Genomic DNA, 19558 nt, shown 5'->3' on the forward strand with positions numbered 1-19558 from the left:
CCAGCAAGCAAATTCATCACAGGAAACTACACTGGTGTCAGGGCATCTGATTTCAGCCCAATGCTTCCCATAAAACTGTGTCAAAGGATCTTGTTATGACGATGATAAAAACCTTGCTGCTGAGCTTGTTGGTGGCGTCTGTTGTTGCTTGTTCTCATTCTTATTCGGTTGGAAATGACTTTTCCGAAGATAAAATTAGCCAAATTACCGAAGGCCAAACCACAACCTCTGGCCTCATTTCTCTTTTCGGCGAACCGTACAGCAAGGTGATGATTTCCGAAACCCATGAAAAATGGCTCTATTTTCTGGCGAGCGGACAAACCAAAGAGCAAAAATCAGATGCGCTGCTAGAAGATATGACAACACCAGCTGAGCCGAAACATAAAATGCTGAGTGTGTTGGTCAGTGGCGATGTAGTGACGAGCTACGGCTATGTTGAAGGCATTTTGTAGCGCTAAACGTTGCTCTAATTCATTATTTTGCTAACGAAAAGCCATGCTTTGACTCTATATCTAGAGTCGCATGGCTTTTTTGTCATCGGAAAATACGCGTTAGCAAGCGTGGGATGGAAAATACCAAACGTTCTTGATAAGGGACGCAGTCAATTCATAGACGGCTAAGCTGCACTGGCTTTTTTCTACACCATCAACGGACCAAAATGCTTGTTCTACGGTGTAAACAAAAGGGCCAGATTGTTCAATGCTGCGAATGGCAGAGCGGGCACTCGGGACGCTGTTGAAATAGCCTTGCATGGCTTCTTGCAGCTGTTGCTGGCTGTTGGTTTCGGTCGACAGTTGTTCGCCGGTAATGGTCATCCAGCGTAAATCTGACGTCGTCAAAGCGAGCATGGCAGTCACTTCCCGCTCATTAAACGCGTTAACAAAGCGTTCAACAACGCTGCTGTTAGGTGTTGCCAGTGCCGTTTGGCAGAAAACTATTATCGTTGCGGCGAGTAGGCTGAAGGTAGCCTTCATCTTGTTTCCTTTTTGGCGCGCTTTATCGCTGCGGGCAGTCATTTTTTCTCCAACAACACATAGCCACAAACGAAACCACAAAAATTTGAATACGGCTGAATTTGGCTAACGAGCCAGCCTTGCTGATTGTATTGAACAATGGTGTCATTCAACTTATCAACATCAATGCTGCTGGACCAAAAGGTACGAGTTTTAAATTCAACGATTTTTTGCATGAGCAATCCTTTGCATGGCATGTTTTGTTATGGCTAAGACTCGATCAAGGCCAATGCCGTGGAGCCTAATAACAGCATAATTGGAATAACTTGTAGTCGAAATGCCCACCTGCATTTTGATACGAGTGCGCGTTCCTGATTGGTGAAATTACCATGGAAAATGGATTCAATTTTCCTGAGCTTCTTTAAACAACCTTTAGAGCCAAAATCAAAATAGCTCGTTGAGAATTTGGCCATATTGAAGCCTCTGCGTGCCAGTGACGCAGTGAGCTGATTAAAGTAATCAATATGTTTGTAGAACCCCAGCATGCAGAGCAACGCGACGCCCAATAATATAGCGAGTAACCCCATACTCCCCCCGAGTTTGAGTTGTGTGTGATCGAGCATTGCCATACAACTTGAGCCATAACGTTCAGGCCGAAGATGATTCGTTTATTACGTGGCAATTGATACAAGGAGTGGGGGCGTTGAAGCTGCATTCGAACCAATCCTTATTCTCGCTCGCGTTAGCAGTGTTGCGTGATCGTCTCTGTGGATAATCAGTAGCAACTATAACAGCATATTTGTGTTATCTAATTCGTGTTGTAAATCATAAACCTAAAATCTGATAATGCACTAACCGTTGCCCATATCAATTTTTTTGACCTGAGCTAAAGCCCACCAACCAATGACAAGGCTCATTAGGATTCGCAACGGAAAGTAAATTAATGCGGGCAAGCCGAATAACCAATGGGCAATTGTCTTGGGCATGACGTAAAAGGCGACCTGCTTTACCCAATAAATAAACGACACGTATTGCGATAAAAATGCATCGAGCGACAGGGTAAAATTGAGCTCTGCCGAGGACATGACCAGCCAGAATGCATAAAGCCCTAGAGCACCATCGCCAATGCTTCCGACGATGGAAGACCATCCGATAAAAAGTAACAAACACCTCAACATACCGAAAGCCTACTGAAGCACGAGAATGGTAAGCGAGCAATGTCGCTCGGCGCTGACATGGTTAGGTGTTCTGCTTTGATGGAATATCATTTTTCAGCACCAGCAGCATTAAAAAGATAAGCGCTAATGGCGGCACGGTGGCACTAATAAAACCAATTACAGAGACGAGAATAGGGGTGTTTGTTTTTCTTTTTCCGAGGTAGTAGCAGGCAACAGCCATAACAATTGCCAATACTAAGATGAATTGACCCAACAGAGCCGCATTAATCGACATCCCAAAATTCCTTTTTTAGCTAAACAGCCAATGCGTTGATTAGCATGGTAACCAATATCAACCGGCAACAACAACAGCGATTAAATCCATTAGTTTTGCCAAATGGCGGTCATTCTTGCAGGCAAGTGGCTATTAGCTCCGAACACTAAAGTACCACCACACCAGAGGTGCTAATAGAACGAGTTCGATGCCAACATTGAACCATTGTTTGGCGACCGAGCCATCCAAAGCTATTCCAATCAATCGGGCGATCAATAAACCAACCAACAAAGATGCGAGGGTAGCCGAAACGGTTGTTTGCCACGGGATTAGCTGATGATGAAATTGTAATAAAAGACCTATGCCAATCAACAACCCCCACCATATGCGCCGTTCCACTGCTTTAAACGTGTCTGTGGGGACCGGTTTGTTGCTGACAAGCTCGGGGAATGTAGCCATCAGGATGCCAACAATAATCAAAGCTGCGCCGATGAATTTTAGTAGGTAGGGGCTCTCTGTCATGGTCTTAACTCAAGTAGTTCGCATGGCTCCACTGTTTGGGCGATTGCCCATACAGACGTTTGAACTCTCGGCTAAATTGCGATGAGCTGGCATAACCGACAGACAATGCCGCCGAGCTTACATTCATGCCGCTAGCAATCTTCATGGCCGCGGTATTAAGCCGCATCGACTTAACAAACTGAATAGGCGACATCGAGGTCGCTTCCTTGAATTTTCGGTGTAACACGGCTCGGCTCATGCCAACCTGTGCAGCCATGTCTTCGATGGTGACAACGTCATTTAGACGAGCCGACAAATACTCAATCGACCGAGCAATTTCATTGCCCACGCCAAACGCGCGCCTTGCTGATTCGCCTGCGGCTCCTTTTAGCACCGCATAATAAAATTCCCGCAATCTGCCATCGCCGAGTACGGCAGTATCTGCCGGATCGTCGGACAATTGCAGCAGGCGCAATAGTGCGTCGGTAAAGCCTTGATCCCAATGGGCGAGGGCAAATCCAGGCGGGAGTCGGCCTCCTTGAGGGCTTCGAATGGCGCTAGCCGTCCGTTCCATTTCAATGGATAGCTCCGTCATCACCTTGGTATCGAGCGATATATAAGCGCCTAGCAGCGGGTTGTCTGCTGAGGCCGTGGGCGTGCCCGCTTCAACCGGCATGGAAATCGAACAACACATGTACTGATTGCTGTCATAAACATAATGTTTGCCATCGAGTATGGCTTCTTTTGCCCCGTTTACGATGGCCACAATGGTGGGTTCGTAGACTGCGGGTGCACAGCGAACGGGGCTAGAGACCCGAAATAACTTCACGCCCGGTATGCCCGTTTCAATCATGCCATCGTCAGTGACGCGGCGGTCAATCAATTGCTTGATCCGTTGTTTGCTCATAACGCTTGTCCGAGTGAGTCAGAGGCTTAATAAAACATGTTGCCAAGTTAGCATTGCGAATATGTTGTCTCAATCTGCTGATACAAATAGGCATGTTTTAAAGATTATGTCGCCTAGTTCTGCTTATTGCTGAGATTTATATTGAATTTAAGCAACGGGAGGGCAACCTCACGTCAGTTGAATTAGTGCTGTCTGCATGAATCGAGCGCGGTTCGATGACTCGTTGCGATGGGATGAGCACACAACACGAGGAATTTGAATCATGGCGAAGCCAAATCGATTTAGTGCAACTGGTTGGTCACCACAATATATCGGCTCTCTTGAAGGTAAAACGTATGTCATCACCGGGGCTAATTCAGGCACTGGTTTTGAGGCTGCGCGAATCTTTTTATCAAAGGGTGCCAAAGTAGTGATGATGAATCGCAACCCTGCGAAATCAATTGCTGCCATTGCGCTGCTGAAACAGGAATTTGGCAATGCTGCGGATGTGCTATTTGTGCAAATGGATCTCGCCGAATTGAGCTCCGTTCGGCAAGCAGCGGTGGACTTACTCGAAACTGTGACACACATAGATGCGCTGATCTGTAATGGAGCCATCGCGCAGGTAGCCAAACAATGCATTACTGTTGATGGTTTTGAAAGCCAACTGGGGGTTAACCATTTCGGCCATTTTTTACTGTGTGGATTATTGTATGAGCGCATTGACGCATCGCGCGGTCGAATTGTGGTTGTTGGCAGTAATGCCTACAAAATGGGGCGGAAAACAATTCAATTTGACGACCTAAATTTCGATCAAAAATATACGGCTTGGGACTCTTATGCTCAAAGCAAATTAGCGCAAATGATGTTTGCCTACGAGTTGCAACGCCGCATTCAGACTGCGGGTAAGTTGGTTCAAGTGTTGGTGTGCCATCCGGGCGCCTCGCGCACCAACTTGTTGATGGACACGGCCAGCACGTTCAACAAGATCCTATGGTCTATTTTATCGCGTTTGATTGCACAATCTGCTGAGAAGGGCGCATGGCCTGAAGTGATGTGCGCAACTCAGCAAGGACTGCAGCCGGAAGCCCTATATGGCCCAACGAAACGAGCGCAGACAGTTGGCGCCGTTGGTGAGTGCCCGCTCGATGGTATTGCCCTCGACAGAGAAATGGCGATTAAACTCTGGGCCCTATCTGAGCAAAAAACGTCATTGACGTGGCCGCTGTAACTTGGGCGAACCTATGCAAAACAACAACATGCCGTTGAACGGCTTATTGTTGGCGTACCGCGTGCGAATGAATGTATCAAGAAAGACTGAAATACCAGAACGTCACTCAAGCATGAATGTAATAGGCTGAATTATTTTAAGTTTTATTTTGTGAGTGGCTGGGATTTTAAATGGTGGCCCCACCCCGACTTGAACGGGGGACCAATCGATTATGAGTGGCTTTTTTGGGTGTTTTTTGATGATCTCCAATGAACAGTGATAAACAAAAGTTTACTATTAACTATATGAAAATAAATTATTTTAAGTTATTTATGTTGTTCATTGGTGTTCTTTCGAATATCCTGAGATTTACTCAGTCTGCTACATATTTGCTACACCAGAATGCCAGTCACTGCAAAAATAACCAATACGAGCATCGGAAAACTAAAGCCCGAAGATCGCCGATTGAATGACTCGGAGCTCAAGGGTTTTCACGCTCGAATCTCCCCAAAGGGCTCAATTAGCTATTACCTCTATTATCGCCTTGATGGCAAGCAGGTGAACTTCCTACTTGGCCGCCATGGTGCTCTCACTCCTGCCCAAGCAAGAGATTTAGCAAAGCTTAAAGCTGGTGAAGTCGCTGCTGGAGTTGATGTTCAGGAAGTTAAAAAAGAAAACAAGCAGACACAGGAACGAGAAAAGCTTACTCGATTCGCTACGTATGTTGAACACAAGTATTATCCGTGGCTGCTAGCAAAAGGCACAAAAACGGCAGAGAAGATTAATCATGTACTCACCAATACGTTTGATTTTCTTGCTGACAAACAACTGTCCAAAGTCTCAGCTTGGGATTTGGAAAAATGGCGTGCTCAGCGTAAAAAAGAGGGAATGGCTCCCGCGACAATTAACTACTACATCAGCACCTTGAAGGGCGCGATGAGCCGTGCGGTTGATTGGGGACTAATTGAAGGGCATGAAATAGGTAAAGTAAAAGCGCTAAAGGTTGACAATACGAGGGTTAAATACCTGTCTGACAGAGAAGAAAAAAGACTGTTAGCAGCGCTGCAAGAACGCGACCTGTTAATGAAGTCTAAACGTGAAAGTGCCAACGAGTTTAGAAGGGTTCGTCATTTAGAGTTGCTGCCCAATCTTCGGCAATTCAGGTTTGCAGATCACATTGAGCCTATTGTTCTTCTGGCCATGAACACAGGAATGCGTAGAGGAGAAATCTTCCAACTAACTTGGAGTGCAATCGATTTATCCATACCTAGTTTGGAAGTAAAAAGCGGTACTGCTAAATCAGGCAAGGGGCGTCATATCCCGTTAAACCTAACCGTGCTCGAAATGTTAAAAGATTGGCGTAAGCAAACATCATCCGAAACTTATGTTTTCGAAGGAGCTGAAGGCAAGCCGCTAACCGATATCAAAAAGGGCTGGGCTGGAGTGGTAAAGCAAGCAGAACTTGTTGAATTTAACTTTCATGATTTGCGTCACCACTTTGCAAGTAAATTAGTGATGAAAGGAGTCGATCTGAATACAGTGCGAGAGTTATTAGGCCATGCAGATATGAAAATGACACTTAGGTATGCGCACCTTGCGCCCGAGCATAAAGCTGCGGCAGTGAGTTTACTTTAGCTCCGTTGATTCAATTGACGTTCGTTAAAATGACTAAACACAGGGAAGGTATGAAGTCATGCTAGATAGAGAGTATTACCGCGCAAGTGAACTTAAGCGTCTTTATGGAATCGAGCTGGAGGATATTCGATACTGGATAGAGCGTGGGCATATACCTTTGCTCTTTTACCGAACGCAGGGCACTTTTTTTATTGGTGATCCATATCAACAGCCTATATTTTTTGGTCATGCTTGTGTGTTTTATGATGGCCTTGTAGAGCTACCTAAGTGGCGTTCTGTGGAGCTGTTAAAAGAGGGAGAAGCTCAAAGTACAATCCTATTTTTGAAAGAACGAGAGCGGATAGAGTTTATTGATACTGTTTGCCCTGAGGTTGTTTACCCCCCCAATCGTCACATAAGAGGTTGGGTAGAAAAAGATCCTGAGGACATTGAGGGCGATGATTTTTTTGCTTTAGAGCACCACAAAATAATTCCTGAAAATGGGGGCACTGAAGCGGAAATATGGGACGCGATAGCGAGAGATGGTAAAGCTCCAAGCTGGAAAGCTAAGTTTATCGGAGAGAGTTACAGCTTGAGTGAAATTTGTATAACCCATGAAAACCTTCAAGAGCTTATGGGGTTTGAAGGAGACTCTTCTGAAAGCTCAGTAACTTTAGAAGCGAATAGCAACGAACGCTCTTCCCAAACATCATTTGAATTTGCAAATCAGTTTCATGAGCTTCTAGCAAGAATTCTCGATCATGACCGAACGTTGAAACCGAAGCAGGTACTACGAATTTTGAGTAAAGAAGTTATTCAGGAGGAAGATGATAGAATTTTCGACACTGAAGCTATATTGCTCGATTATGTTAATGACGTGCTGGTGTGGCGGGATGTTTTTGCTGAGCAGCCAGAGAGGCATTGTCGGCTTGGCACATTAAGGAATCATATTGCTGAAGTTCGCAGGAATATCGCTTCAAAAACACAATAGATTTTGCAGCAAAGTGATTTGGTATTTTTATACATCGATGAGTTATCAATCAATTGATGTAAAAGGTAAAAATAAGTAATGAGATGGAATTTTTTAATCGTTTTAGTTCTCTTCGGCTGTGAAGTTAGTTCTGGTGAAAGCGTGCCGCCGATCGAGATAAAAAGTACTGCCAGTATACAAGGTGGTTCAATAGAGACAGCTGGAGCTAGCTCCTCTTCTGACAACTCTACCGACTACAGAGTAGATAAAACGTCTCGCTCAACCATCGAATTAACGGCCAGCCCAAGCGAGAGTGAAGAGCCTGCTTGGATTGATGTGGGCAGCACTCCTCGGAAAGAAGAACTCCCAATCAAGGCCGAATTAGGTGGTTTGCAACTTTTTGTCAACGTTAATGAAGGAAGCCCCCCTAAGTCTCAACCGAGTTCGACAGGTAACACAAGTAATCAAACTTTTGAAACTGGAAATAGGGGCGTTGAGTCTAAACTTATTGCTGTCGAAAGAGATGTTTACCATCTAGAGCGCTCACTGGGGCACTATCTTTCAATCTCATTGACTATTCTCTCTGTAGTTGTCGCTGCTGTTGCTTTGCTGGGTTGGGTGACTCATAAGCAGAATTCTAAATTCAATGAACTACATGATTTATACTTAGAGAAACTCTCTCGGCTGAACGAAAAGAGCCTAGAGGTAACTGAGAGAGCAAATGATATCAATCAGCTAGAGTTGAAAAACAGGTTGATAGCAGACCTATTGGTCGCTCAATCAACCATAACAAGAGCTTATATGTTGATTCCGAAGCTAGAGCGCTCACTTAAGGAAATAGAAAGTGGAGACCCAAATCAAGAGATGGGACTTTTGGCTCATGAGTACATAGTAGAGATGGAGCGCTATGCTTCGATTAGCTTAGGAAAGGTTCATACTTTAAGGCAGCAGTTGAACATCATGACTAATGATGACGGGGAACTTACAAGAGAGACATTGAGCTTATCGGTGCGTATTTCACTTTTCTTTGGGTTGGTCTATAAACGTAAATGGCAATTAGAAAAATGTCCATCGTTGTTGGAAAGGGCCACTGCAGAGCTGAAAACCTCCTTAGAGGTTTTTAAAATCTTAGATAGCAAGACCGAAAAAGCTCGTATACACTTCAATCTTGCGTGTTACTTATCTCTTTTGGGGAGAGCTGAAGAGGCTTTTGCTGAGATTGATGAAGCTTGTGGGTTGAACCCTCGATACTTGTTGGTGTCTAAGAAGGACCCAGATCTAAAGTTTGTGAGACAAAAGCTTAAAAACAGGTTTGAGGAGAAATTTTCTGGTGAAGGCGAAAATTTACTTGTATAGTTAGTACATCAAAGGAGATTTACCATGAACACTTTCCGAAATGACGAAACTTGGGTGTAGGGCTGACTTTTAGCTTTGACTGAGGTTCGAATAATACAATTTTTAGAAGGCCGCTGAACTCAGCGGCCTTCTTGCATTTTAAATACTGGACGCCAATACAAAGTATCATTGATGCACTCCAAATGACATTTCTGCACTGAAACTATCATTGTGGTCTCTGCAGTAGGTTTCAATCCTCCATGACATTCATTCACTCATGGAGTTCTTCAATGACTACCAAAAACGTTCTTACTGAAGCAGAAGCTTCACATTACATCTGTATGAGCCGTTCGTTCCTGCGCCAAGCCCGCATGGACGGCAATCGCTTGAACCGCACCCCGGCTCCCCCGTTTATCAAGATTGGCCGCTCTATTCGGTATATGAAAGGTGACTTAGATAATTGGCTGTCTTCCTTTCAGCGGTTAGAGCATTTGGGTCAGTTCCAAGGGGGGCGCAATGCTTAAACTAACTGGCGCCAAAAAACGATTGCTTGAAGATATTGCTAATGGAGCGATCGTTTCTATATGCACAGAGCCAAGTGCCAGCTTTGGAGAATGGGCGATAAAGGGAAAGCTTCGGAAAGGGCTGCATCTTAAAACTCTATGGGATCTGAAGAGATTTGGGTATTTACGCTGTGAAAGTGAGTACACCTACGGGATTAGATGGGAGTCTTTCCAACTAACTACCAGTGGCAGGGAGGCTCTCAATGCCGGAAATTGACTCCCAGGATAGAAAGTTTGTTGATGATTTACTTGGCGCTTTTCCACTCGCTTTTCGCGCAAAGTTAATTTGCGACTATAAATATGAGCCGAGTCGCCGCTTAGCCAATTTGACTCTGCTTCGTCGACGCAAGGAAGTGGCGCAAAAGCTCGGGATTCGTCCCGAGTTTTTGCGTTTGGACGTGAGCGAAGAAGAGCTTCGAGAAAAAGCGAAAAGGCGCTCACAATATTGCCAAAGCTTGGAGTACTCGAATCTTTCAACAATCGAACAACTCAAAGCTATGACTCGTTACGTTAACGGGTTCAGAATAAATGCACCTTCAGCTAATTCCCCGTTAACGGGTACAGTACCTGTTACGTTAACGGGATTAGACCTAGCTTACATCGAGGGCGCAATCAAACGCATGTGCAACTACGGGTGGTGGCTGCGCAAGCTTCGACGTCGTTACGTTACAGATGTTGAAACGGCTGCGCAGATACTCGGCTTCGTAAACAAATTCAAAGGCATTTATGCCAGCGATTTTGCATTACGAAACCGACTGAACCAGAAGGCCTATCAAGACAAATTACTGTCCAGCACGGTTGTGATGAATCAACTCGGTCAGGAGTTCACTCTCAAAGAGTTGCAAGAAAAAAATGTATCGAATCCAGCTATTCGCAAAGCTGAGCTGATGATGCGAATGCGAGGCTTCGAAGAGCTTTCTGAAGAGCATGGTCACTCGGGAGTTTTTCTAACCTTCACCTGCCCATCAAGGTTTCATGCTTGTCATAGCTTCAACGGGCAACGCAATGAAAAGTGGGATGGCTCAACTCCTTATGAGGGGCAGCAATACCTGTGCACCCTGTTTGCTCGGGTTCGTGCCCAATGGAACCGTGAAGGTATTCGGCCTTATGGCTTTCGAGTTGCAGAGCCGCACCATGATGGAACTCCTCACTGGCATTTGTTGCTGTTTGTTGAGCCTGAATTGAAACGTCGTTTGCTTGATATTTGTAAACAGTATTGCTTTGAAATTGATGGTAATGAATCAGGGGCGGTAGAGCATCGGTTCAAGGCTGTTGAAATCGATCCTGATAAGGGTAGTGCAACAGGCTACATTGCCAAATACGTTTCGAAGAATATTGATGGCGAGCATTTGGATGAGGGCGTATATGGCGAATCGCCGCTAGAAGCCGCAGTTCGCGTAGATGCATGGGCATCATGCTGGGCAATTCGCCAATTTCAGCAAATCGGTGGAGCTTCGGTAACTGTATGGCGAGAGCTCCGCAGGCTAAAGCGAAACAAATTGATTGATGAGAGGTTAATAGCAATATTCGATTGTGCTGACTCTGGCAATTGGAGTGCCTTCATTCAGAAAATGGGAGGGATATGGTGCAAACCATCCAACCGCCCTATACGAATCCTATACAAGCTCGTAGTTGACGAAAAAACCGGTGAATGCAAAGGCAACGCTTTTGGAGATGGATTGCTGATGCGCCTCAAAGGACTTCTCGTTGATGGGCGGGAAGTGATAACCCGTCTGTTTGATTGGCAGTTGGTTTCTAAAGGGCCAAAAGCCCTTTAGCTTGGAGTTCTGTGAATAAGTGTACGGCTTATGGTAGTCTGGCGAAAAAAGTCACTTATAACTAGAATTGGAAGTATCTTTTTCTACCAAAAACTTACGTTCTCTGTGTGAGGATCCCAAAGAAGCGGAATTATTGCTGGGAGTAATTGCTGCGCGGAAATTAAGGAATCGGTTATCTGATTTAGTTGCGGCTAATTCATATACAGATGTCCCTGCTGGGAACCCTAGAATTGAATGTAGTCCTGATGGTGATATGTTGGTCATTGATCTACTCACTGACCTTCAAATTGTTTTCGAAGTCGGTCATTTGAAAATACCCACTGTGGCCAATACTGATAATGTGGATTGGCTCAAGGTTCGTCGCATTAAGCTGGTTCAAATAGGAAAGCTATGATTAGCTCTGCTCAATTTAATCCTACTTGGGTGTCTACTCCTTCCGATACCTTGCTCGACTTGATGGATGAAAATGGTCTATCGATAGAGGAGCTTTGTAATAACTTAGGTCTTAGCGAATCGAAGGGGATGGCACTTTTAGAAGGGAAAGTATCTATCGGCGAAGAGTTAGCTGAGAGGTTGGCTAGCTTGTTTAACTGTTCTCCTGCTTTTTGGATTAATAGAGAATGCCTATATCGTCATCGAGAGAGCGCCCTTTCGAGAGACGAAATTATATGGCTTGAGTCGCTTCCTACTTCCGATTTAGTCAAAGGCGGATGGATACCCAAACGGCTTAACCTCAAACAAAAGCTAACTAGCTGCTTGAATTTTTTTGATGTTGATTGTCTTGATGCATGGGAAGAAAAGTATCTTTACAAGCACCAAGAAGTTGCCTATCGAACTTCCAACTCTTTTGATACTGAGCCAATGTCAGCTTTGTCGTGGTTGAGAATGGCAGAGGTTCAAACAGAAAAGATGAGTATTGAAAAGTGGAACCCTTCACTTTTAAATAATCAATTGGATAACCTAAGAAAATTAACTCTGGTAAAAAGTCCCCAAATTTTTATTCCCAAAGTGCGAGAAACTTTAGCCCTTTGTGGCGTTTACTTTACTGTGAGTAAAACGCCACAAAAATGCCGAGCGAGCGGAGCAACACATTATACTCAGTCGGGTTCTCCGATCGTGTCGATGAGTTTCAGGTATTTAACCGACGATCAGTTTTGGTTCACATTCTTTCATGAGATCGGTCACGTATTGATGCATGATAAACAAAGAGTGAGGCTAGAAGGAAACTTTGAGGTTAATGAGCTAGAAGAAAAAGAAGCAAATGAATTTGCAGAGAATATACTGGTTCCTGAACACTATAGGAAAGAGCTGTACAAGCTCAGAGCGAAAGACTGGATAAAACTCGTAAGGTTAGCAAAAAGAGTCGGAACATCACCGGGTATATTGTTGGGGCAGCTTCAACATAAGGGCCTGATTAGCTACAAATACCTAAATAAGTTGAAGACCAGATACAAATGGTCTCAAATCAATTCAACAGAGATATAATTCGGAGGTGCTACCCTCCGAAATACCTGTAGTTTTCTGGAGATTTTTGCCAGTTACAAAGAGCATCTTCTAGAACCTGCATTTTTAGTTTTTCTATCGGTAGGTAATCAGCAAGCTCAACGCATCTACTCTCTAACTCTAAGTTGGTGATACTTCGGTTGGGGTTTGCAAAAAAAAGTTGCTTAGCGCCTTGTTTTGGACCAGTCGCATCACTTAGGTATAGTTTGGCTGGCTCGATGTCGATAATCCCTACTTTATTAAGCATAGTAAGGTAATCAAATTTGGCAGTTCGACCGAAGGAGCTCACTGACTTGAGTGATGCGTAAAGGTTATCAAAGAGCGCATAACGATCTTCAATGTTTCCGCACTCATTAAATCTGACCTCATGGCTTCTGGTCCCTCCTACCCATTCAACGTAGCTTCTTAAGACTCGTAATGTAGAGCGGTGGCTATCAATACGAAGAGTTTCATATTTTCTGTGGTTTCCAAATTTTCTTTTGATTCCATCTAAAAGCATATTCGGAATTGTTGCTTGGTACCAAGCTGCAAAAGCTTGGAAATCATCGGTAATGTTTTGCCAACTCCAAAGCTCATCTCCTCCGTAACAGGAGTAAATATCTGCGCAAAGCTGCCATCCAGTATCAATGTTTTTGCCAAAATGAGTTGACAAAAATACTAACCAGCAAGCTTCATCAAAGTTTCCATCGTTTAGATGCAGTACTGCGGCTCTCAAAGGATCAAAAATTGAACTGTTGGGGTTCTTTCGAGTATCAGATATGGGGCGATTAGCAATGGCAGCTAAATAGTTTACTCTCCTCACGCTGTCTACAAGTTGGCAGCTCAAAACTTCCAAGCTGTCGATGGTTTGAAGACCTTCGAGAGTGCGTTCCTGTTTAGAGTAACAGTCGAGCTTAGTTTTAAAGTTATTAAAAAGTGTATTGTTTCTAATGCGCATCGTCATGAGCACTCTTCCTCCAGTCTAGCTCTACGCCTTTCTATAAATGCTTCATAGTCACGGTTTTTTATATGGCTTAAACAGATTTCCATTTCTAGTGTGGTTCGAGGGTCTTCAAGCTTTGACAAGTGGTAATATCTGAGTAGTCGGATCATATCCAGCCAATAGCTCGGCAGGTCCGAGTCTTCTATGTTGCTGAAGGGGTTGGTTCTCACTGCTTCCTCTAGCTCAAGAAGAGTTGCTTTCGTTTGTCCAAAATTACTTTCTGGCATTGGTGGCATAATCGGTTTCGAGGGCATAAAACCCTCGCTAAGAAATGCCCGAATATTAGGTAAGTCACAGTCATAGACATGCAAGCTAGACACGAAGTGATTGTACTCTCCAAGTTCATAGCCTAAGACCTTGGCTATGATTTCTTGAATCATTGAAAATACAAAAATATCATGAGGCAATCCTCTATATGCATCATTTGATCTCATATTTGTGAACATATGAAGTTGCTCATCGCGGATCATAAACTGAAGACTAATGGTGCAGGGGGTATCGTTGTATTGCTTATGTATATCTGAAGCATCAAATAGCTGAATTACAGCCTGCCTCGTTTTTGGTTTTCTTTTTAGTAGCCTGATAACAGATCGAATTTGATCAAACTTACCATGCATACCATAGAATCGCGGCCCATAGGCTCCATGTATTGTTCCATCTTGCTCTTTGTAGCTATCGTACTTCCTTATATAGTTGCTAATCATTTCGGCATCATCTCGTCCTGACAAATACCAGAAAAGTTCTCCTAAGCAACTAAAGATGGTTCCTTTTGTTTCAGATCGGCTAATCCGTGAGCGGGGATTTTTAAGGGTTAAGAGGCAACCTCTTACTTCCTGATTATCACCCTTTGTAGACTCTATCTGTTGTCCGTTTTCTAAAACGTATGTGAACGTGTCATATAGCAAGTCATCGAGAGTAGGGGCCAAAATATGCATAGCAAATCCATTCACTATATAAGCGGTAACTGTTTGAAGACTAACATGAACAGTCGCTAACAAAGCTATGCTAGTTAAGAATTATGAGTTTTAGATCAAAGTTGGAGCTCAACCAATAGAATTCGTTGCTACATATTTGCTACATAGAAAAACATTGGGGTGAGGCTGTGGCTGTGGAGTTAATGTAACCTATTGATTTTAAATGGTGGCCCCACCCCGACTTGAACGGGGGACCAATCGATTATGAGTCGACTGCTCTAACCAACTGAGCTATGGGGCCAGTACAATTTGCAACGGATTGCGCGGGCGCGCTGTTACAAAGTGGAGCCGATTATAAGAACAGTGCCGCTGACTGTCTAGGGCCTAGTTAGGCTTTATCAAACAAGCGCGGCAAATCATGTCTTTTTGCTGAAAAATTGAGCTGTTTTATTGAGTTGTTGGGTGATAGCCCCTGCGGTTATCGCGCAGGGGCAAATCGATTCACTATTGGTTAGTTTCAATCGCAGGCTGCTCTGGCTTTGCTAGCTTGCTTGGCTTGATACGCCGGATCACAGCACGCCCCATAGCACCGAAATCATCCAATATTAAGTACAAGCAAGGTACTAAGACGAGGGTGATGATGGTGGCAAACATCACCGCAAAGCCAAGCGCTACGGCCATTGGGATGACGAAACGGGCTTGCAAGCTTGTTTCGAACATAATCGGTAGCACCCCAGCAAAGGTGGTGATTGACGTCAACGTAATCGCGCGGAATCGAGCGCAGCCCGCTTCAATGACTGACTCTCGAATGCACACGCCTGCAGCGCGCCGCTGGTTGACATAATCGGTCATCACCAAGCTGTCGTTAATCACAACACCTGCTGCGGCAATTAGGCCGAAGGTCGACATCATGCTCATGTCGATACCAAACCAGAAGTGGCCCCAAATCGCGCCGGTTAAACTAAACGGGATCACCGACATAATGATGATGGGCTGGAAGTAACTTTTAAGCGGCACAGCCAGCAATACATACACCATGATCATACCGGCAATGAAGAACAGCATTTGTTCATTCTGCTGTGATTGCTGCTCTTCAATCGAGCCCCCTAGTTCGGTTTTCACTTCGGGGAAGTCATCGGTAAGTTTCGGTAACAGGTTGTCTTCAATATCGCTAACCACCTGATTCGGCTCGACGACTTCTTCGTCGATGTTGCCCCATACGTAAACGCTGCGGAAGCCACCTTCGCGTCGAATGTAGCTAATACCCGGTTTTTCAATGAGCTCGACGACATCACCGAGCATCACTTCTTCTCCGGTCGGCGTAGTGACGACGGCATATTTCAGCTCGGCTAGCTTTTCACGGGTCAGGCGAGGGTAGCGCACCATCACCTTCACTTCTTCTCCGTCACGCAACACACGCTGAGCTTCGCCACCGTAGAAGCTGGTACCCACTTGAGCGGCAATGGTCGCCAGATCTAACCCTAAGTCATAAGCAACAGGGCGTAGGCGCAATTGCACTTCTTTTGAAGCTGGATCGATAGTGGAGCTGATGTCGAACAAGCCTTCTTGTTGCTGGAGCATGGCGATGAACTCGCGCCCTGCGGCATTTAAGGTGTCAATATCTGAGCCGAACAATACGTAAGCAAACTCGCCATCATCGCCGCCGCTATTCACATCATCGTATACGGTAAAAGATTTCATACCGGCGATGGGAGGAATGGTTTCACGCCAACGTCGAGCAAGCTCGAAGGTGTCAAATGGGCGCAGCTCCTCATCGACCAAAGGCACAACTAAGCGTGCTTCGGTGCGGCCATCGTTGAATGCGAGGATGTCTCGAATCATTCCTTGACCATGTTCTGCCTTGGTTTGCTCTTCAATCGCCATTATGGTCGATTCAATTGTACGAAGGGCATAAATGGTCTGCTCATCGGACACTGATTCGTTCATCTCAATGGAGATACTTGGGAAGTCGTGAGGGACTTTCGGGCTTGGTACGAAGCGCACATAATTGGCCGAAACCAAGCCAAAACTGATGGTGAGTAAGGCTATGAAACTAGCAAACACCAACCAGCGCCATTCGGTACAACGGGTCACAAAACGCTTATAACGGCCGTTCACAAAACCAAAGAAGCGTGTATTAAAGCGATCACGCCAGCCGCCTTTTTTGATTGGAGGGAACTTGGTGTGGGCCAAATGAGCCGGCAAAATTAGCTTAGATTCAATCAGGCTAAAGGCCAGACACAAGATCACCACAATGGCAATGTTGTAGAAAAAGGTGCCTTCTGGGCCGCTTGACAGTGTAAATGGTGCGAATACGGCAATGGTGGTGAGTACACCAAAGGTTGCTGGTGTTGCCACTTTGCGAGCGCCGCGCACGACGTTGTCGACGCCGCCGCCTTTTTTCTCCACTTCGGTGTAGGCACTTTCCCCTATCACAATGGCATCATCAACGACGATACCAAGTACCATGATGAAGGCGAACAGGCTTAAAATGTTGATGCTAACGCCGAATACTGGCATGAGCATGACCGCGCCCAAGAAGCAAAGCGGTAAGCCAACCATGACCCAAAATGCCAAGCGGAAGCGTAAGAACAAGCTCAGCATGATGGCCACAAGAATGGAGCCTTGCGCCAAGTTTTTGAGCATCATGTCGAGACGCGCATTGAGGTAATACGTCATGTCGACCAGGATCTTCAATTCCATGCCTTGGGGCAGGGTTTCATTGCGCTGCTTAATGTATTTCTTTACGGACTCGGCAACGGGCACCATGTTTTGGTCTTTGGTGGCTTTTACCGCCAAGAAGATGGCGTTTTCACCGCTGTACTTAAAGTAGTGCTCACCTTCGGCAAACTCATCTTTAATCACTGCAATGTCTTTAAGCAGTACCTTGGCACCGTTAGCCCCGATTTTAATGGGGATGTTGCGGAACTCATGGCCACGATAGAACTGGTTTTCTACCCGTACGGAAATGATGCCAGAATCGGTTCTTAGTTGGCCAGCCGAGAAATTAGCGGAGTATTTGGCAATCGCCTGCGAGACGTCCTGCAACGTTAGGTTGTATTTGCGCAGCACGTCGGGCTGAATTTCAATGGCGATTTCATCATCGGGTGCGCTTAAATCGACCAGAGAGACATTGCCAAGCTGCAACAACTCATCTTTGACATCGCGAGCCATCGGTTTGAGCTCGGTTAGCGGAAAGTCTCCAACCAACGACATCTCGATAATATCCTGACGCCGTTCGGCCTGTGTAATGGTGACCGGCTCCATATCCGCAGGGAAGGTGGCAATACCATCAACCCGTAATTTAATTTTGTCGAGTACTTCGGGCAGATCTTTATCTGGAAAAATTTCCAGCGTAATCCGACCGCCGTTGCGCCAAGCACGGTAAATGCCGCGCTTAATTTCGGTCACGTCCTTGAGCACTTCTTCGATTTTAATCTGAATGCTCTCTTCAATTTCTTGTGGCGAGGCTCCAGGATAAGTGCTGTAAATGTGAATGTAGTTGGATTCAATGTTCGGGAACATTTGGCGCTGGATCGTCATGTAGCTGACGATGCCCATAATGATGATGAAAAACATCATTAAGTTCGCCGCTACAGAGTTATGCGCGAAGTATCCGATCAACCCCGTTCGAGTACTTTGTTGTTCTGGTGTCGGTTCAGCCATGATCGGATCCTTAGCGCTGCGCTACTTCTGTATCTGAATCGATGATTTTGACTTCCATGCCGGTTTGCGGGTATTCCGGCGGCGTCATGACCAAAGAATCATTTTCGTTAAGGCCCTGATCAATCAGGAACATCGAACCTTCTTCGCGCAACACATTTACATTTCTTGGTTGGAGTTTCATTTCGTCATCAACCACCCATAGGATGCGATTACTCACCAGATCTTGTGGTACTTCGAAAACTCCAGCGAGCTGTTTACCGGCAAATGAGACTGAAACGTAGCTACCAAATTTAAGCGGAGGCTTCTCACTATTAAGGCTGTATGGGTCGTTAATGCGCACCACTAAATGGCTCATGCGGGTGGCGTTATCAACAATACCCAAATCTCGGGCGATGGTGGCTTCGCGGCTGATTTTGCGGCGGCCCTGGGTTGTTACGGTGGCAGCAATGCCTTCCGCATCAAGAGGAACAAACGCACTGTCGAAGCCAGGGATTGGGAATACCACTTCAGCGGTTTCAATACTGCTCAATTCAGCAATGGTGTCGCCGGCATGAACGAACTGCCCAACGCCTAGATCGCGACTGATCACCAGAGCGTCGTATGGCGCACGGACTTCACAGTTGGCAAGGTCTCGCTCCGCTAGGCGCAGGGCTGCGGTTGCCGACTGTACGTTGGCTTTGGCACTGAGAACCTGAGGCTTACGCAGGTACAGATCGGAGACTTTGCGATCGGATAAACGCTCGGCTTCACGCTTGGCAACTTGCGCCAAGGCTTCTTCTTCAATCAATGCGGCTTTGGCTTGGCTTAAGTTGGCCTGAGCTTGCAATAAAGCAGCTTGGTAAGTGTCTTGTTCAATGGTGAACAGCAATTCACCTTGTTTAAACAAACCACCGGCTACAAATTTCGGATTCCAACTGACAATCTCACCAGCGACTTGTGCTGCCAGCATGGTTTTTTCCAGCGGTTCAACTTCACCGAAGCTGGTGATTGTTACTTGATGGGTGATAGACGTTGCCGCCATCACTCGTACCGAAGGTCGGGTGTCGACAGGCTCACTTTCCTCTGTTTTACCAGCTGTGGCGTTAATGCTGGCCATACCTGCTGCACCAATGCCTAATACGGCAACGGGCAGCAACCACTTCATCCATTTTGCTTTATTCATGACTAGTCGGCTCTAAGCGTGATTATTTGTTTCCTGTCATCATAGTAACGGGAATTGGTAATACAAAGATTAAGAAAATGTAAGAAGGTG

At 45.5% G+C, this 19558-nt stretch carries 19 protein-coding genes and 1 tRNA gene; 8 read left to right on the forward strand and 12 right to left on the reverse strand.

Translation table 11 applies throughout. The annotated features are described in order from the left end of the window. The first annotated feature begins 95 nt into the window (after window positions 1-95). Window positions 96-452 (forward strand): hypothetical protein, encoded by a 357-nt coding sequence (locus tag K0504_RS01325; RefSeq protein WP_220102335.1) that lies wholly within the window; start codon window positions 96-98, stop codon window positions 450-452. Between the two features lie 99 nt (window positions 453-551). Here the strand turns inward: K0504_RS01325 and K0504_RS01330 are convergent, their stop codons facing one another. The 7 genes from K0504_RS01330 to K0504_RS01360 all read right to left on the reverse strand — a co-directional run bounded on the left by K0504_RS01330 (window position 552) and on the right by K0504_RS01360 (window position 3792). Then, complete coding sequence (locus K0504_RS01330) at window positions 552-1016, reverse strand: nuclear transport factor 2 family protein (protein ID WP_220102336.1); 465 nt, start codon at window positions 1014-1016, stop codon at window positions 552-554. Continuing rightward, complete coding sequence (locus K0504_RS01335; protein ID WP_220102337.1) at window positions 1013-1189, reverse strand: hypothetical protein; 177 nt, start codon at window positions 1187-1189, stop codon at window positions 1013-1015. The genes K0504_RS01330 and K0504_RS01335 overlap by 4 nt, the downstream gene beginning before the upstream one ends. Before the next feature lie 33 nt (window positions 1190-1222). Next, window positions 1223-1582, reverse strand: coding sequence for a hypothetical protein (locus tag K0504_RS01340; RefSeq protein ID WP_220102338.1), 360 nt, complete (start codon window positions 1580-1582; stop codon window positions 1223-1225). A gap of 222 nt (window positions 1583-1804) precedes the next feature. Then, window positions 1805-2131, reverse strand: a complete 327-nt coding sequence (locus K0504_RS01345; protein WP_225917891.1) for a hypothetical protein — start codon at window positions 2129-2131, stop codon at window positions 1805-1807. A gap of 61 nt (window positions 2132-2192) precedes the next feature. Next, window positions 2193-2405, reverse strand: coding sequence for a hypothetical protein (locus tag K0504_RS01350; RefSeq protein ID WP_220102339.1), 213 nt, complete (start codon window positions 2403-2405; stop codon window positions 2193-2195). Window positions 2406-2537: 132 nt separating this feature from the next. Continuing rightward, window positions 2538-2906 carry a DUF4345 family protein gene (locus tag K0504_RS01355; RefSeq protein WP_220102340.1) on the reverse strand — a complete coding sequence of 123 codons (369 nt, stop codon included), beginning with the start codon at window positions 2904-2906 and terminating at the stop codon, window positions 2538-2540. Window positions 2907-2910: 4 nt separating this feature from the next. Further along, window positions 2911-3792 (reverse strand): AraC family transcriptional regulator, encoded by an 882-nt coding sequence (locus tag K0504_RS01360; RefSeq protein WP_220102341.1) that lies wholly within the window; start codon window positions 3790-3792, stop codon window positions 2911-2913. 262 nt (window positions 3793-4054) lie between these two features. On the opposite strand from K0504_RS01360, the gene K0504_RS01365 reads away from it, so the two are divergent. The 7 genes from K0504_RS01365 to K0504_RS01395 all read left to right on the forward strand — a co-directional run bounded on the left by K0504_RS01365 (window position 4055) and on the right by K0504_RS01395 (window position 12726). After that, window positions 4055-5002 (forward strand): SDR family oxidoreductase, encoded by a 948-nt coding sequence (locus tag K0504_RS01365; RefSeq protein WP_220102342.1) that lies wholly within the window; start codon window positions 4055-4057, stop codon window positions 5000-5002. 381 nt (window positions 5003-5383) lie between these two features. Then, entirely contained in the window at window positions 5384-6616 is a 1233-nt protein-coding gene (locus K0504_RS01370) for a site-specific integrase (RefSeq protein ID WP_220102343.1), read from the forward strand. Window positions 6617-6674: 58 nt separating this feature from the next. Then, window positions 6675-7586 (forward strand): hypothetical protein, encoded by a 912-nt coding sequence (locus tag K0504_RS01375; RefSeq protein ID WP_220102344.1) that lies wholly within the window; start codon window positions 6675-6677, stop codon window positions 7584-7586. A gap of 78 nt (window positions 7587-7664) precedes the next feature. Next, a complete protein-coding gene (locus K0504_RS01380; protein ID WP_220102345.1) occupies window positions 7665-8921 on the forward strand; it encodes a TPR end-of-group domain-containing protein in 1257 nt (418 codons plus the stop codon). A gap of 269 nt (window positions 8922-9190) precedes the next feature. Then, window positions 9191-9424: a DNA-binding protein gene (locus K0504_RS01385; RefSeq protein ID WP_220102346.1), complete on the forward strand. Its 234-nt coding sequence runs from the start codon at window positions 9191-9193 to the stop codon at window positions 9422-9424. 242 nt (window positions 9425-9666) lie between these two features. Continuing rightward, window positions 9667-11241 carry a replication endonuclease gene (locus K0504_RS01390; protein WP_220102347.1) on the forward strand — a complete coding sequence of 525 codons (1575 nt, stop codon included), beginning with the start codon at window positions 9667-9669 and terminating at the stop codon, window positions 11239-11241. A gap of 390 nt (window positions 11242-11631) precedes the next feature. Continuing rightward, window positions 11632-12726 (forward strand): ImmA/IrrE family metallo-endopeptidase, encoded by a 1095-nt coding sequence (locus K0504_RS01395; protein ID WP_220102348.1) that lies wholly within the window; start codon window positions 11632-11634, stop codon window positions 12724-12726. 10 nt (window positions 12727-12736) lie between these two features. Here K0504_RS01395 and K0504_RS01400 read toward each other — a convergent pair whose 3' ends face one another. The 5 genes from K0504_RS01400 to K0504_RS01420 all read right to left on the reverse strand — a co-directional run bounded on the left by K0504_RS01400 (window position 12737) and on the right by K0504_RS01420 (window position 19468). Beyond that, window positions 12737-13687, reverse strand: coding sequence for an alpha-glutamyl/putrescinyl thymine pyrophosphorylase clade 3 protein (locus K0504_RS01400; RefSeq protein ID WP_220102349.1), 951 nt, complete (start codon window positions 13685-13687; stop codon window positions 12737-12739). Beyond that, a complete protein-coding gene (locus tag K0504_RS01405) occupies window positions 13684-14661 on the reverse strand; it encodes a thymidylate synthase (RefSeq protein WP_220102350.1) in 978 nt (325 codons plus the stop codon). The genes K0504_RS01400 and K0504_RS01405 overlap by 4 nt, the downstream gene beginning before the upstream one ends. Before the next feature lie 203 nt (window positions 14662-14864). Next, window positions 14865-14941 (reverse strand) — tRNA-Ile (locus K0504_RS01410). Between the two features lie 203 nt (window positions 14942-15144). Next, the gene (locus K0504_RS01415; protein ID WP_220102351.1) at window positions 15145-18306 is read right to left on the reverse strand and encodes an efflux RND transporter permease subunit; all 3162 of its coding nucleotides are present in this window, start codon (window positions 18304-18306) and stop codon (window positions 15145-15147) included. Between the two features lie 10 nt (window positions 18307-18316). Next, the gene (locus K0504_RS01420) at window positions 18317-19468 is read right to left on the reverse strand and encodes an efflux RND transporter periplasmic adaptor subunit (protein ID WP_220102352.1); all 1152 of its coding nucleotides are present in this window, start codon (window positions 19466-19468) and stop codon (window positions 18317-18319) included. Between the last annotated feature and the right edge of the window lie 90 nt (window positions 19469-19558).

It is taken from the genome of Neiella holothuriorum (assembly GCF_019457915.1).
Taxonomy (GTDB): Bacteria; Pseudomonadota; Gammaproteobacteria; order Enterobacterales; family Neiellaceae; genus Neiella; species Neiella holothuriorum.